This window comes from Bacillus sp. FG16, assembly GCF_057809515.1.
Genome location: NZ_JBMDKC010000033.1, coordinates 1 through 12,729, shown reverse-complemented (window position 1 = coordinate 12,729; position 12,729 = coordinate 1). Strand labels below are relative to the sequence as shown.

The 12,729-nt window shown below is 35.2% G+C and carries 16 protein-coding genes and 2 pseudogenes; 8 read left to right on the top strand and 10 right to left on the bottom strand.

Translation table 11 applies throughout. The features are described 5' to 3' along the window. Positions 1-9: 9 nt before the first annotated feature. The 5 genes from ACODS7_RS14120 to ACODS7_RS14100 all read right to left on the bottom strand — a co-directional run bounded on the left by ACODS7_RS14120 (position 10) and on the right by ACODS7_RS14100 (position 2,010). Positions 10-174: a hypothetical protein gene (locus tag ACODS7_RS14120; RefSeq protein ID WP_257150234.1), complete on the bottom strand. Its 165-nt coding sequence runs from the start codon at positions 172-174 to the stop codon at positions 10-12. A 71-nt stretch (positions 175-245) separates the two neighbouring features. Continuing rightward, positions 246-563 (bottom strand): hypothetical protein, encoded by a 318-nt coding sequence (locus tag ACODS7_RS14115; protein ID WP_071739271.1) that lies wholly within the window; start codon positions 561-563, stop codon positions 246-248. Positions 564-713: 150 nt separating this feature from the next. Next, positions 714-980, bottom strand: a complete 267-nt coding sequence (locus ACODS7_RS14110) for a hypothetical protein (protein ID WP_000483547.1) — start codon at positions 978-980, stop codon at positions 714-716. Between the two features lie 104 nt (positions 981-1,084). Beyond that, the gene (locus ACODS7_RS14105) at positions 1,085-1,813 is read right to left on the bottom strand and encodes a Rha family transcriptional regulator (protein WP_243169195.1); all 729 of its coding nucleotides are present in this window, start codon (positions 1,811-1,813) and stop codon (positions 1,085-1,087) included. Beyond that, positions 1,810-2,010 (bottom strand): helix-turn-helix domain-containing protein, encoded by a 201-nt coding sequence (locus ACODS7_RS14100; RefSeq protein ID WP_243169194.1) that lies wholly within the window; start codon positions 2,008-2,010, stop codon positions 1,810-1,812. The genes ACODS7_RS14105 and ACODS7_RS14100 overlap by 4 nt, the downstream gene beginning before the upstream one ends. Before the next feature lie 275 nt (positions 2,011-2,285). Here ACODS7_RS14100 and ACODS7_RS14095 point away from each other — a divergent pair, with 275 nt between their 5' ends. Genes ACODS7_RS14095 through ACODS7_RS14080 form a run of 4 tightly spaced genes read left to right on the top strand, consistent with a single transcriptional unit; the run spans position 2,286 to position 4,521 of the window. Beyond that, positions 2,286-2,699, top strand: coding sequence for a helix-turn-helix domain-containing protein (locus tag ACODS7_RS14095; protein WP_098057548.1), 414 nt, complete (start codon positions 2,286-2,288; stop codon positions 2,697-2,699). 22 nt (positions 2,700-2,721) lie between these two features. After that, positions 2,722-3,150: an ImmA/IrrE family metallo-endopeptidase gene (locus ACODS7_RS14090; protein ID WP_000673775.1), complete on the top strand. Its 429-nt coding sequence runs from the start codon at positions 2,722-2,724 to the stop codon at positions 3,148-3,150. Positions 3,151-3,166: 16 nt separating this feature from the next. Continuing rightward, positions 3,167-3,334, top strand: coding sequence for a hypothetical protein (locus ACODS7_RS14085; RefSeq protein WP_002142777.1), 168 nt, complete (start codon positions 3,167-3,169; stop codon positions 3,332-3,334). A 41-nt stretch (positions 3,335-3,375) separates the two neighbouring features. Further along, entirely contained in the window at positions 3,376-4,521 is a 1,146-nt protein-coding gene (locus tag ACODS7_RS14080; protein WP_000135919.1) for a site-specific integrase, read from the top strand. Positions 4,522-4,635: 114 nt separating this feature from the next. On the opposite strand, the gene glnA is transcribed toward ACODS7_RS14080, so the two are convergent. From glnA to hflX, 4 genes and pseudogenes are all read right to left on the bottom strand, one after another. Continuing rightward, the gene (glnA, locus tag ACODS7_RS14075; protein ID WP_000092763.1) at positions 4,636-5,970 is read right to left on the bottom strand and encodes a type I glutamate--ammonia ligase; all 1,335 of its coding nucleotides are present in this window, start codon (positions 5,968-5,970) and stop codon (positions 4,636-4,638) included. A 48-nt stretch (positions 5,971-6,018) separates the two neighbouring features. Then, complete coding sequence (glnR, locus tag ACODS7_RS14070; RefSeq protein WP_000656783.1) at positions 6,019-6,408, bottom strand: transcriptional repressor GlnR; 390 nt, start codon at positions 6,406-6,408, stop codon at positions 6,019-6,021. Positions 6,409-6,581: 173 nt separating this feature from the next. After that, complete coding sequence (locus ACODS7_RS14065) at positions 6,582-7,853, bottom strand: methionine gamma-lyase family protein (RefSeq protein ID WP_029443075.1); 1,272 nt, start codon at positions 7,851-7,853, stop codon at positions 6,582-6,584. Beyond that, positions 7,846-9,120 (bottom strand): annotated as a pseudogene (hflX, locus tag ACODS7_RS14060) (GTPase HflX). The gene ACODS7_RS14065 and the pseudogene hflX overlap by 8 nt, the downstream one beginning before the upstream one ends. A gap of 92 nt (positions 9,121-9,212) precedes the next feature. Here hflX and ACODS7_RS14055 point away from each other — a divergent pair. Next, complete coding sequence (locus ACODS7_RS14055; RefSeq protein ID WP_000312267.1) at positions 9,213-9,836, top strand: trimeric intracellular cation channel family protein; 624 nt, start codon at positions 9,213-9,215, stop codon at positions 9,834-9,836. A 99-nt stretch (positions 9,837-9,935) separates the two neighbouring features. Further along, positions 9,936-10,073, top strand: a complete 138-nt coding sequence (locus ACODS7_RS14050) for a hypothetical protein (protein ID WP_016080608.1) — start codon at positions 9,936-9,938, stop codon at positions 10,071-10,073. A 31-nt stretch (positions 10,074-10,104) separates the two neighbouring features. Here the strand turns inward: ACODS7_RS14050 and spoVK are convergent, their stop codons facing one another. Then, positions 10,105-11,061, bottom strand: coding sequence for a stage V sporulation protein K (gene spoVK / locus ACODS7_RS14045; RefSeq protein WP_016080607.1), 957 nt, complete (start codon positions 11,059-11,061; stop codon positions 10,105-10,107). Between the two features lie 265 nt (positions 11,062-11,326). Here spoVK and ACODS7_RS14040 point away from each other — a divergent pair, with 265 nt between their 5' ends. Continuing rightward, entirely contained in the window at positions 11,327-12,292 is a 966-nt protein-coding gene (locus ACODS7_RS14040; RefSeq protein ID WP_098139494.1) for a tyrosine-type recombinase/integrase, read from the top strand. A gap of 113 nt (positions 12,293-12,405) precedes the next feature. Continuing rightward, positions 12,406-12,681: pseudogene (locus ACODS7_RS14035) on the top strand (collagen-like repeat preface domain-containing protein); the annotation flags it as partial. Positions 12,682-12,729: the final 48 nt, after the last annotated feature.

The following is a 12,729-nucleotide window of genomic DNA, read 5'->3' as shown; positions in this document are numbered from 1 at the left end:
TATAGCCTCCTAGAACGGCATACTGCCATATGGTTTATTAGTTAATATGGTAATCACATAATCTATATCTATCTTTCTACAGGTATCTGCTTCCTGTGCGGATATAAGTTTCAAACTACTTACAGCCTTTTCAACCCGCTTTTGTAGTAATTGATTTTCTATTGTCTCTTCCATGTAATCACCCCATGTGATATACTGACCTCGAATTTGTTTTTTATTGGGAACCCATTGCAGTGGGTTTCTTTTTATTTACATAAAACCTTTTGAATAACATCCTCTTTAATGCCAACCTCTCGCATACGCTCTACAACGTGCTGAACTCTATCATTTTCCTTCTTTTTAAATATCAATTCCTTTAATTGCTTATCACACTCTTTTGCCTTTTCTCCACATGCCTCATACTCTTTACAAGCCTCATAGAATTCTTTCGTTTTACCCTCTACATTTTTCTTACTTGCAATACGAGTTAACAAAAATTGATTCTTTATGTAGTTCTCCTTCTTATTACGTAAGGATTTCGCTAACTCCGCATCCTCGGGTAACACTAAATTTTCAATTCCCACTAGATTCACCAGCCTTTTTAAAAAGAGCATTTAGACATACAAACCTATTCTCTATTAATCGACGCTGCTTTTTATTTGGTAATTTATAATGGGCTAGTAGTCTTAGATAATCAGATACTTTTACATTGTTATAATCAATTGTAAACATCATCAATCCATCCTTTCTTCAGCCCATTCAACTAAGAATGCTTGTACTTGTTTGGCTGGAAAATACCATTTCTTACCCACTTTAAATTTAGGGAACCGTGGATCAAAGAAGAACTGATCCTGAATTGTATTCCACGACATACATACACGTTTTTTAAGCTCCTTAGTATCCCAAAACGCTAACTCCGCGTCGTACTCTTTAACCTTTTTTTGAATTTCTTCCACACATAATTCCTTCACAACATTTTCGTCTATTTGAACATTGAACATGATTATTCCCTCCTTATTTTTAAACCATTGATCTCCAGCTGTTATCTGTAAATATTCTCTACAAAGAAATCCTGAGAACGCAATTTTGCGTTTTCTAAACCCTTTTAAATCATTGGTCTCCAACCATTTACAAAATTCAAAGCTTCCTCGAAATCCTTCTTCAAAATATCGCGGTAACTATTCACATTGAAGGCATCTTTCAAGTTACGTCCTAATAATCCGAATAGCTTGCGAGTAGAATCATGTACTTCTTTATCTACATGACCGTTCTCCCATAAAAAATAGATCCGTTTTGCTTTCGTTTTTTCAATTACTCTTTGTTGTCCGTAATCTACAGTTAATTGCTTTTCAACTACCTGCTCTAATGAGGAAACTCTTTTATTTAAGTTACTAGTTCCTGTAGCTAATAGTTCGATTTGACCAAATGTATCAATAGGGACAATTGACTGATTCTCAATGAATGCTCTCATTCTTTTAAATTCTTCAATAAACCTCACTTTAATTTTCATCGTTTCAATCGTGTTATAAGAAAACATTAATATTGTGAAGGCATCTTCTGTCATGTCGATTTTTTGTAAAGTTCGTCCTGTAACATCTTTATAAAAGCTAAGCCCAAAGTTGGACTCAGTAAATTTCCCTTCTCCTGCACTTTCCAACTTTTCCATCTGAACCTTAATGTCTCTTAAGACATGTTTATGTTGTTTTTTTAGCAATTCAGCTACGGTTAAGCTATCTGTAACGACTTTATTATCTTTAATAAAAACCAGACTTTCTTGATCACCTTTTACAAACAATTCTTCTTTTTCATCTACTACCATTATTTGTTCTGTCACTTTAAATCCTCCTCACACATGTCTAGTCCTAATAATTCAACAATCGCTTTCTTTTGTTTTTTCCCTTTTCTAGAACCTTTTAAAATGTCAGATAAATATGAAACTGATATTTTTAGCTCAAAAGCTAATACAGTTAGTGTTAAATTTCTTTCTAACAATACTTTTCTAACCTCAATTCCAAAACTCGAATACTTCATCTAGATGTTCACACCTTTCAAAATGCGAATATTTTCGCTGATTTATTGACCGAAATTAGTCTGTGTGCTAAATTATAATTATAAAAAGGTATACAAATACAAAACTAAACAGTTTCCTCAGTATTAGTTTCTAAAACTCAAATCAATTTTTATACTCTTTTTAGCTAACAAATTAGCTTACAACCTAATAATAATAGTCTACAAACTAATTGTCAAACGTTATTTTTAGTCTACAGTCTATTTTATTTCGTCCGTAAGTACGGAAGGTGATTAGAATGAGCTTAGTAAACACAATTAAAAATCTATGCAAAAACCATGATACATCCATATCTGCATTAGAAAAGGACTTAGAATTCGGCAATGGGACCATAAGAAAATGGGATAAAGCATATCCCTCAGCCGATAGACTCCAAAAAGTAGCTGATTACTTTAATGTAACTACTGATTTCTTACTTGGAAGAACAAATCAAATGCATTTAACCACTAAAGATGAAAAAGATATCGAAAAAAGAATGGAAGAAATAAAAAGAGATCTTCAAGGTGAAGACGGATTAATGTTCTCTGGTGAGCCTATGAGCGACGAAGCCGTAGAATCTTTATTAGATGCAATGGAATACATCGTGAAACAAACTAAAGTAATCAATAAAAAATACGTTCCTAAGAAATATCGTACTACCGACGATAACTGATGCGAGCTTAGGAGGGAAAACATTGAAATTCGTCATAAGAGATCTAGTCCAACAACTTTGCACAAAACACAACACGAATAACCCCTATGAGCTTGCAGATTGTTTAAAGATAAATGTACTAACCTGGGATTTACATGAAGAAATAAACGGATTTTATAAATACGAAAAAAGAAATCGTTACATTGTTATTAATAATCACTTGTCTCCATCCATGCAAAGAACTGTTTGTGCGCATGAATTAGGACATGCAATCCTACATACTCATGCGAACACACCTTTTCTGCGTAAGAACACATTCTTTTCAGTTGATAAATTAGAGATAGAAGCAAATACGTTTGCTGCGCTTTTGTTAATTGATAAAAAGACCATTCAACCTGGTGATACAAAAGCATGTATAGCATACAAAAATAATATTCCAGTTGAACTGTTAGAATTTTATAAGCCTTACTAAAAGGAGGTGAGACATTTTGATTATTGATTTAAACGCTGAACGAGAAAAACGAAAGAAACGCACCATCCAACAAGAAGAATTTAAAAAGGTCCCTATCGTTGAAAAAATCCATATTGTTGATGGTGAAATAAAATTTGAAGTTTCGGGTTACAAAGAAACTCCAGTAAAGTGGTTAGATGATTAATCTGGCCACTTTACAATTATAAAGAAAGAGGGAATGCTATAATGGCTAGCTTCAGAAAATTCGGAGATGTTTGGGAATTCCGGGTGAGATTTAAAGACCCTTATACTCAAAAATACAAAGAAAAATCAAAACGTGGATTCAAGACGAAAAAAGAAGCACAACTTGCAGCTGCTGAAGAAGAGAAAAAATTATTAAACGGTTTAGAAGTTGAGATTACTCCTACTTCACTAAAACATTACCTTAGAGACTGGTTAAAATTATTTAAGCAAGACAATGTAAGGAAAAACACTTTTATCTTGCATGAACGTAACATCGAAAAGCATATCATCCCCTACTTTCAAAACATGAACCTAAAAGAACTCAAACCAATGATGTATCAAAAATTTATTAATTCCTTAACTGATCAGGGATACAGTAAGCGAACTGTTCAAATTATCCACGGCACAATGAATAATGCTATGAAAAAGGCTGTTAGCTTAAAAAAGATTGAAAACAATCCTTGTGAAGAAGTAGTTATTTCAAATAAGAACAATAAAGAAAGAGAAGGGCTAAAATATATGCGAAGTGAAGACATCCCCCTTTTCTTAAAGACTTCTTATCAATACAACTATATTTATTACATCTTTTTCAAAGCACTTCTGAATACTGGTATGCGTAAAGGTGAAGCTGCTGCTTTACAATGGAAGGACATAAATTTAAAAGAACATACGATAACCATTTCTAAAACATTGGATTTTACAGCTAAAACAAAAGAAGAATTATTCGGGGATACAAAAACATTTACTTCTAAACGTACTATCATGATTCCTAAATCATTAGTCGATGAACTGCTGGCACATAAAAAGTGGCAAAATGCTAATAAGCTTGTTTTACAAGATGCGTATGAGCATGAATTAGATTTAGTCTTTTCAAGAGTCGATGGAAAGTTCTTACCGAAGTCAACATTGTTCAATGCATTCTCACGCATACTTAAGAAAGCAAATTTACCTAGATTAGAAATACATTCATTACGACACACCCACGCGGTTCTTTTATTAGAGTCTGGTGCAAGTATGAAATACATTCAAGATAGACTAGGACATAAGAGTATAGAAATCACTTCTAACGTTTACTCTCATATTAGCGACAAAATTAATAAGGATTCTATTTCGGGGTTTGAAGCTTATATGAATAATGTATTGGGGTAACTTTGATTTTTTTGTGGGTGTTTTGTGGGTGGATTACTCTTCTTTCAAACAAAAGTGTTTTACCCACAAAATAAAAAAACCCTCAACACGTTGTGTGTCAAGGGTTTGAGCCTCTTAGTATAGAGACATATATTGATCGCGTTCCCATTGGTGAACTTGTGTTCTAAAGATATCCCACTCAATCTCTTTCGCTTCGATGAAGTGCTCAAGTAAGTGTTCTCCTAGTGCACCACATACTACTTCATTAGACTGTAATGTAACTAATGCTTGCGCTAATGTTGCTGGTAAGTCAACGATACCTGCTTCTTCGCGCTCTTCTTTTGTCATTACATAGATGTTACGATCTACTGCAGCTGGTGGAGTTAATTTGTTTTTAATTCCATCAAGACCTGCAGCTAATAATGTAGCCATTACTAAATATGGGTTTGCAGCTGGGTCAACACTACGTACTTCTACGCGTGTACTAATACCACGAGATGCAGGGATACGTACTAACGGGCTACGGTTTTGTGCAGACCATGCTACGTAACAAGGTGCTTCATATCCAGGTACTAGACGTTTGTATGAGTTTACAGTTGGGTTTGCTATCGCTGTAAATGCTGGTGCATGTTTTAAAATACCTGCGATGAAGTGACGAGCATCATCACTTAGTTGTAAGTCACCGTTTGCATCAAAGAATACGTTCTCACCATTTTTAAATAATGATAAGTTACAGTGCATACCTGAACCGTTCACACCGTATAGTGGTTTTGGCATAAACGTTGCGTGTAAACCATGTTTACGAGCAATTGTTTTTACAACAAGTTTGAATGTTTGAATGTCATCACATGAACGAATTGCATTTGCATATTTAAAGTCAATTTCGTGCTGCCCTGGAGCAACCTCATGGTGAGATGCTTCAATTTCAAATCCCATTTCTTCAAGTTCAAGAACGATATCACGACGACAGTTTTCCCCTAGATCCATCGGCGCAAGGTCGAAGTATCCACCGTTATCGTTTAATTCTAATGTTGGATTTCCTTTTTCATCAACCTTAAATAGGAAGAATTCTGGCTCTGGTCCAAGATTGAAGTCTGAAAATCCTAAAGCTTCCATTTCTTTTAACACACGTTTTAAGTTGTTACGTGGGTCTCCATCAAATGGAGTGCCATCTGCATTGTAAATATCACAGATTAGTCGAGCTACTTTACCTTTTTCAGCTGTCCAAGGGAAAATTACCCAAGTGTCTAAATCAGGATATAAATACATATCAGATTCTTCAATACGTACGAAACCTTCAATCGAAGATCCATCAAACATCATTTTGTTATCAAGAGCTTTCGTTAATTGTCTCACTGGAATCTCTACGTTTTTAATTACCCCTAAAAGGTCCGTAAATTGTAAACGGATATACTTTACATTCTCTTCTTTCGCCAAACGGAAAATATCTTCTTTTGTGTATCTAGACATTATAAATTCCTCCTTAGTCCCTCTAATCGCCTTCAGAATCAGTTATCTTTAGTGAAAAAATCTTGAAATGTCACCTTGTCGCAATGAAGTTCGATTGAATCTACCTGTATGTTGTAGTTCATCTCGAAGTATTTTGCGAAGCTCAGTTTTTGAAATTTCTTTCGTTTCTTCTTTTACTTTCACTGCTTCTGTTTGATTTTCTTTCATTAGTAACACTTGTTTAATACCAGCCATATTCAAGCCTTGATCTAACAAATCTTTAATTTCTAACAACTTATCTACATCGTTAAATGAAAATAATCTACGATTCCCCTTCGTACGGGTTGGAGAAACAAGATTATGCTCTTCATAGTAGCGAATTTGACGTGCAGACAATTGTGTTAAATCCATAACAATACCAATAGGAAACAGCGGGGCAGAACGTCTATCTTCTTTCATTTTTCAGTTCCTCCTTCGCCTTAACTGTTTCTCATTTTATACCATGTTATGTTTAGTGTCAATAGATGTTAGCTTTTCTTACATGATTTTTTATAAATTTTTTCATTCTTTTTTCTAATCTCACAAATCATTACTTTTATACGAAAAAAGCTGCCGAAATCGACAGCTTTCCTTTAAGAAATTGTTAATAAATTCTTTTCAATCAATTCATCAATCGCAGAACAAATCGCAATTTTAACATGCGAATACGTTAAGCCACCTTGAACATACGCAACATATGGCGGTCTAATTGGACCATCAGCAGACAATTCAATACTTGCACCTTGAATAAACGTTCCCGCAGCCATAATCACATCATCTTCATAACCCGGCATATAGTTTGCATACGGAGTAAAATGCGAATTAATTGGAGATGCATATTGAATTGCTTGACAGAAGGCAACCATACGGTCTTTATCATCAAATTGAACAGATTGAATTAAGTCTGTTCTTGGTGCATTCCACGCTGGTGACGTATTCATTCCTAACTTTTCTAAAAAAGCTGCTGTAAAAATCGCACCTTTTAGCGCTTGCCCCGCAACATGTGGCGCTAAGAAGAAACCTTGATACATTTCTTGCAGACTGTATAAAGACGCTCCAGCTTCGGCACCAATTCCCGGAGATGTTAAACGATATGCACACGCTTCAACATGCTGTTCTTTGCCGACAATATAGCCACCAGTTTTTACAATTCCCCCGCCTGGGTTTTTAATAAGCGAACCTGCCATTAAATCCGCACCAACATGACACGGCTCTTGCTCTTCAATAAACTCGCCATAACAATTATCTACAAACACAACAACATCAGGTTTAATTTCTTTAACAAACGCGATCATCTCTTTAATTTGAGAAATAGTAAACGATGGACGAGTAGCATAACCTTTCGAGCGCTGAATACCGATCATTTTCGTATTACTATGAATCGCTGCTGCAACAGCTTCAAAATCAACAAGCCCAGCTTCAGTTAGTGGAACTGCATTGTAACCAATATTATATTCTTTAAATGAACCTACACCTTTCCCACGCACACCAACGATTTCCTCTAACGTATCATACGGTTTCCCAGTGATATACAATAACTCATCTCCTGGGCGTAAAATACCAAATAACGCTGTAGAGATAGCGTGAGTACCTGAAATAATTTGCGGACGAACAAGTCCAGCTTCCGCCCCAAATACATCAGCATACACTTTTTCTAACGTATCACGGCCAATATCATCATAACCATAACCTGTCGTCGGGATAAAATGCGAGTCACTAATTTTATGTTTACGAAAACTTTCTAATACACGAAACTGATTACTTTCAATTACTTCATCCGCACGTTTATGTACTTCTGTAATCTGACTCTCTACTTCTTTTACGATTGGAGCAATTTTTTCTCCATTTTTCAAACGATCAAACATTTTTATTTTCTCCTTCTTCCACTAAAAATCTCTTTAATTGCACATTAAGCGATGAATGAGTAAAAATATACCCTGCACAATCATATACAAATTTATCTTCCAGAAACTCCATCTTTGCTAATAGCGTTTCCGTCTTTAAAAGCGTTAATAACTTACCTTCACTCGGAGGGATTTCCACTCGATAACGATCCATTTCTTTCTTCATTTTCATTTCTATCGCTTCTTTTATACGCAATAAATCACTTTCTTCAAAAGCACTAGTCATTAAGAAATCACTTTTCGGAAACGGAATAAAGTTTTGATGTAATTCATCTTTTTTATTATATAACGTAATAATAGGAATATGATTAATTTCAAGTTCTGATAATAATCGTTTTACTGTTTTTTCATGCCCTATGTAGTTAGGATCCGCAGAATCAACTACATGTAAAATAACATCTGCTTACCCCGCTTCTTCCAGTGTTGAACGAAAAGCAGCGATTAATGAAGTGGGTAAATCTTGTATAAAACCAACAGTATCAGTTAGTAATACTGTATAACCAGAAGGTAACGGCATCTTCCTCGTCGTTGGGTCTAGTGTTGCAAACAGAAGGTTTTCTTCAAACGTATTAGCTTCCGTTAATCTATTAAACAGTGTCGATTTCCCTGCATTTGTATACCCTATTAATGAAACTTGAAATACTTTATTATCTTTTCTTCTCTCACGATATCTTTTTCGATGTTCCACAACAACTGCAAGTTGTTTCTTTATTTCATCAATACGCGATCGAATATGACGACGATCCGTCTCAAGTTTCGTCTCACCCGGTCCTCTCGTTCCAATACCACCACCAAGACGCGATAAGGACAACCCTTGCCCCATAAGACGTGGCATTGTATATTGCAACTGAGCTAATTCTACTTGAAGCTTACCTTCCCTCGACTTCGCACGTTGCGCAAAAATATCTAGTATTAGTTGCGTTCGATCAATTACTCTCGCATCTAATACTGAGGATAAATTCCGAATTTGACTCGGCGTTAATTCATTATTAAATACAATAACATCCGGCTCTAATTCTTCAGTTAACATTGTAAGCTCTTCTAATTTCCCTTTACCTATGTAAGTTGCCGGATGAAACTTTGGTCGTTTTTGCGTTGTTGAAACTAACAATTCTGCTCGTGCAGTCTTCGCTAGTGATGCAAGCTCTTTCATGGAATGCATAAATTTTTCATCATCATCTTGTGGCAATTGACAGCCTACTAGTATGACTTTTTCTTTTTCTTCCATCAAATATGTTCACTCATCCTTTTCGAAATTTAAACCTTCTAATATAATAGCAGAGGAAGCACATTTCATCTAGTTAGCGGGGGAGAAAATTCATGGCATGGGAGATTTTTAGCATCATAGGCACAATCGCTTTCGCACTAAGCGGAGCCATTGTTGCAATGGAAGAGGATTATGATATTTTCGGGGTGTATATTTTAGGAATGGCAACCGCATTTGGGGGAGGTGCCCTTCGTAATTTATTAATCGGTTATCCGATTGTCGCGTTTTGGCAACAAGACATGTTATTCCAAATCGCACTTTTATCAATGACTATTATTTTTCTTTTTCCAAATAAATTAATTAGACATTGGAAAAAGTGGGAAAATATCACTGACGCTATCGGCTTATCAGCATTTGCTGTACAAGGAGCATTATATGCTCAAAAATTAAATTTACCAATTAGCGCCACAATCGTAGCAGCTGTTTTAACCGGTATTGGCGGTGGTATCATTCGCGACCTTTTAGCCCGCAGAAAACCTCTCGTTCTTCGAGCTGAAGTATATGCCTTTTGGACGATTTTAGCAGGTTTCTTAATTGGCGCTCAAATTATTGTTAGCGATTGGGCTCTTTACATTTTATTCATTTTAATTGTTTGCTTCCGCATGGTTTCTATTCATTACAAATGGCATTTACCGCACAGACGTATCGAAACGAAAGAACGTTCAATGCATAAATAGCAATCTAACCTCTTTACATATCGTAAAGAGGTTTTTCTTTTCTAACGATTTTTTCTTTATATAATGTTTATACTAATTTTTAAAGTGAGGTGAATACAAATGACAAACCACGTTAATAAAGGAGCTCAAAAAAGCTCAGTAAATCAATTTGGACACGATCCTAATTCAGCACACGAAAAGAGCGCTAAAATGGAACGCTTCCATAAAGCACGCCAAGAAAAAGCAAAAAAAGAGTAAACGAACTTATACACAAAAATCGACGCACAGTTTATGTACTGTGCGTCTCCTCTTCGAGCATTAAATCCATACTCGATATTCCAATTAAATCATTTTTATCATACGCATCTTCTTGTAACAACCGCATCGCCTGTGTACGAATTGATTTTTCAACAATATTCCGTACATACCGCCCATTACTAAACGATGTAATTTGCGACGAATACTTCACCGCATGTAAATGATCCCTAAATTTCCATTCAGCTTCTTTTGATAACTGATATTCACGATCTTCATACATTCTCTTCCCAATTTCCAATAGCTGATTTACCGAGTAATCCGCAAATTCAATAATAAATGGAAAACGAGATTGCAGCCCTGGATTTAATGAAAGAAAGTGATTCATCTCTCTTGAATATCCAGCTAAAATCAATACAAAACCATGTTGTTTATCTTCCATATGTTTTACAAGCGTATCAATTGCTTCTTTCCCAAAGTCCTTCTCTCCTCCTCGAGCTAAAGAATACGCCTCATCAATAAACAAAATACCTCCCATTGCTTTTTTTATTAAATCTCTTGTTTTTTGAGCTGTATGGCCGATGTACTCTCCTACAAGATCAGCACGTTCAGCTTCAACCAAGTGGCCTTTCGATAGAATATTCATCTCAAACAGCAATTTCCCTATCATTCTAGCAACAGTTGTCTTCCCTGTACCCGGATTCCCTTTAAACAGCATATGAAGTACTTGCTTCTCAGACTTCAATCCCTTCTCTTGTCTTTTTTTATTCACATAAATCCAAGCATATATTTCTTTTATTATCTTTTTTATATCATCCATCCCAACAAGCTTCCCCATCTCTTCTTCAATTCTCTGCAGCATTTCATGTTTAATTGTAGTTTCATTTGAAATTACCGTTTTATTTTCTGCGGCTGGCAAAGAAATTTTCTTTCGATGGTTTAACACAATATTAATTTGATTGTTGTTTTTCTTTCGCATCGATTGTTCCATACAATCACCTCATTTTATCCCGCTATTTGCGAGCAGTAAGACTCCCACCTCAACATTCAGCAAACGCTCGGTATTTAAGCGGGAGATAACCACCCGTAAATGCCCGATTGGTTTAACTAATAATCAGCAGGGGATGAACAAAATCCCCACTGATTATAGTTTCACTTTATCCACTCACCAAATATTATTATTCCTGTCCCCCTTGTAAATGCCTATTTTCAGAAAAGTTTGCTATAATATAAGAAATAATTAAGGTGGTGGGACTATGGAGACAACGGAATTCCATGATACAATACAAGCCTTTTCTATTTTTTTATTGAATAAAGGCCGAAAACCCTCAACTATTAAACGTTATGTTTATGACGTTGAAGACTTCGGACATTGGTTAGAAAAAAACAAAAAGCTCCCTTCCAGTAATATATGGGCTACACTTTGTACAAAAGACTACGAAGATTACTTTTCCGATTTGAAAACGAATCGACATTACTCAGAAAAAACGATGCATCGTGTATTTACTGTATTAAATAGAATGCATCATTTTCTAAATATTCCCAATCCATTGAAGAATATGGAAATATCTATTCAACCAGACCGTACACTTCGTAACGAAGATTTCATTTCACCTGATGAAGAAAAAAGATTAAAGTATATAGTCACTTCATTAGAAGGACTTTCAGAAAAACAACTTCCTGTGCGCCCTTTATTAATGGATCGCAATATCGCCATTTTAAATCTATTGATCGACTACGGTTTATCCTTACAGGAACTTACAGCATTAACAATGTATCACGTTCACTTTGAAACTAACACATTGTCAATCCCAGCAACCGCAGGTGTAGAAAGAACAATTACATTAGCAAAAGAAGACAAAAAACAACTATATAATTATTACAAAAGTATCCCAGAACCAGTTCGACCTAAGTATCATAGTGACGATTCATTGTTTGTCGCATTTGATTTTAACCGCGGAACATACAGGTGGGTATATGAAAATGATGCACCAAAGGCATTGACGGAAATTGCTATACAAAAAATGATTCGCCTCGAAGTGGCTAGAGCCAATTTACGTAAAGGAATTTCAGGACAACATTTTCGTAACACCTATATTTTAAACTTAATAAAAAAAGAAACTCCTGAATCAGAAATTATAAAACTCGCTGGATTCAAATCAAAAATTTCATTAAAGCGATATTATCAATACGCAGAAAATAGAAAAAACGCCTTATTGTAAGGCGTTTTTTCTATTTTTTCTTTAAACAAACGATTTTACTATGACCATTTAACCAATTTCTGCATCTACTATGATGAGTTTCGTTCACATTTTCATGAGAAAGGAGAGATTTAATGTCTCGTTATAACGACAGTCAAAACAAATTCTCCAAACCATGCTTTCCAAGTAGCGCCGGACGAATCCCAAATACTCCATCAATCCCAATTACTAAAGCTCAACTTAGAACATTTCGTGCGATTATTATTGATTTAACAAAAATAATCCCAAAACTTTTCGCAAATCCATCTCCCCAAAATATTGAAGATCTAATCGATACATTGAACCTACTAAGTAAATTTATTTGTTCACTAGACGCGACTTCCTCCCTGAAAGCACAAGGGTTAGCTATATAAGTTACGTTTAATATTTTAACAATTGTTCAGTTCCTAACCTTTGAA

Excerpts from the sequence above, each read along its gene's own strand:
- spoVK (WP_016080607.1), bottom strand. The coding sequence starts at position 11,061 with ATGGAACAATCGATGCGAAAGAAAAACAACAATCAAATTAATATTGTG.
- ACODS7_RS14065 (WP_029443075.1), bottom strand. The coding sequence starts at position 7,853 with ATGTTTGATCGTTTGAAAAATGGAGAAAAAATTGCTCCAATCGTAAAA.
- ACODS7_RS14050 (WP_016080608.1), top strand. The coding sequence starts at position 9,936 with ATGACAAACCACGTTAATAAAGGAGCTCAAAAAAGCTCAGTAAATCAA.
- ACODS7_RS14120 (WP_257150234.1), bottom strand. The coding sequence starts at position 174 with ATGGAAGAGACAATAGAAAATCAATTACTACAAAAGCGGGTTGAAAAG.
- glnA (WP_000092763.1), bottom strand. The coding sequence starts at position 5,970 with ATGTCTAGATACACAAAAGAAGATATTTTCCGTTTGGCGAAAGAAGAG.
- ACODS7_RS14080 (WP_000135919.1), top strand. The coding sequence starts at position 3,376 with ATGGCTAGCTTCAGAAAATTCGGAGATGTTTGGGAATTCCGGGTGAGA.
- ACODS7_RS14100 (WP_243169194.1), bottom strand. The coding sequence starts at position 2,010 with ATGAAGTATTCGAGTTTTGGAATTGAGGTTAGAAAAGTATTGTTAGAA.
- ACODS7_RS14055 (WP_000312267.1), top strand. The coding sequence starts at position 9,213 with ATGGCATGGGAGATTTTTAGCATCATAGGCACAATCGCTTTCGCACTA.
- glnR (WP_000656783.1), bottom strand. The coding sequence starts at position 6,408 with ATGAAAGAAGATAGACGTTCTGCCCCGCTGTTTCCTATTGGTATTGTT.
- ACODS7_RS14040 (WP_098139494.1), top strand. The coding sequence starts at position 11,327 with ATGGAGACAACGGAATTCCATGATACAATACAAGCCTTTTCTATTTTT.
- ACODS7_RS14095 (WP_098057548.1), top strand. The coding sequence starts at position 2,286 with ATGAGCTTAGTAAACACAATTAAAAATCTATGCAAAAACCATGATACA.
- ACODS7_RS14110 (WP_000483547.1), bottom strand. The coding sequence starts at position 980 with ATGTTCAATGTTCAAATAGACGAAAATGTTGTGAAGGAATTATGTGTG.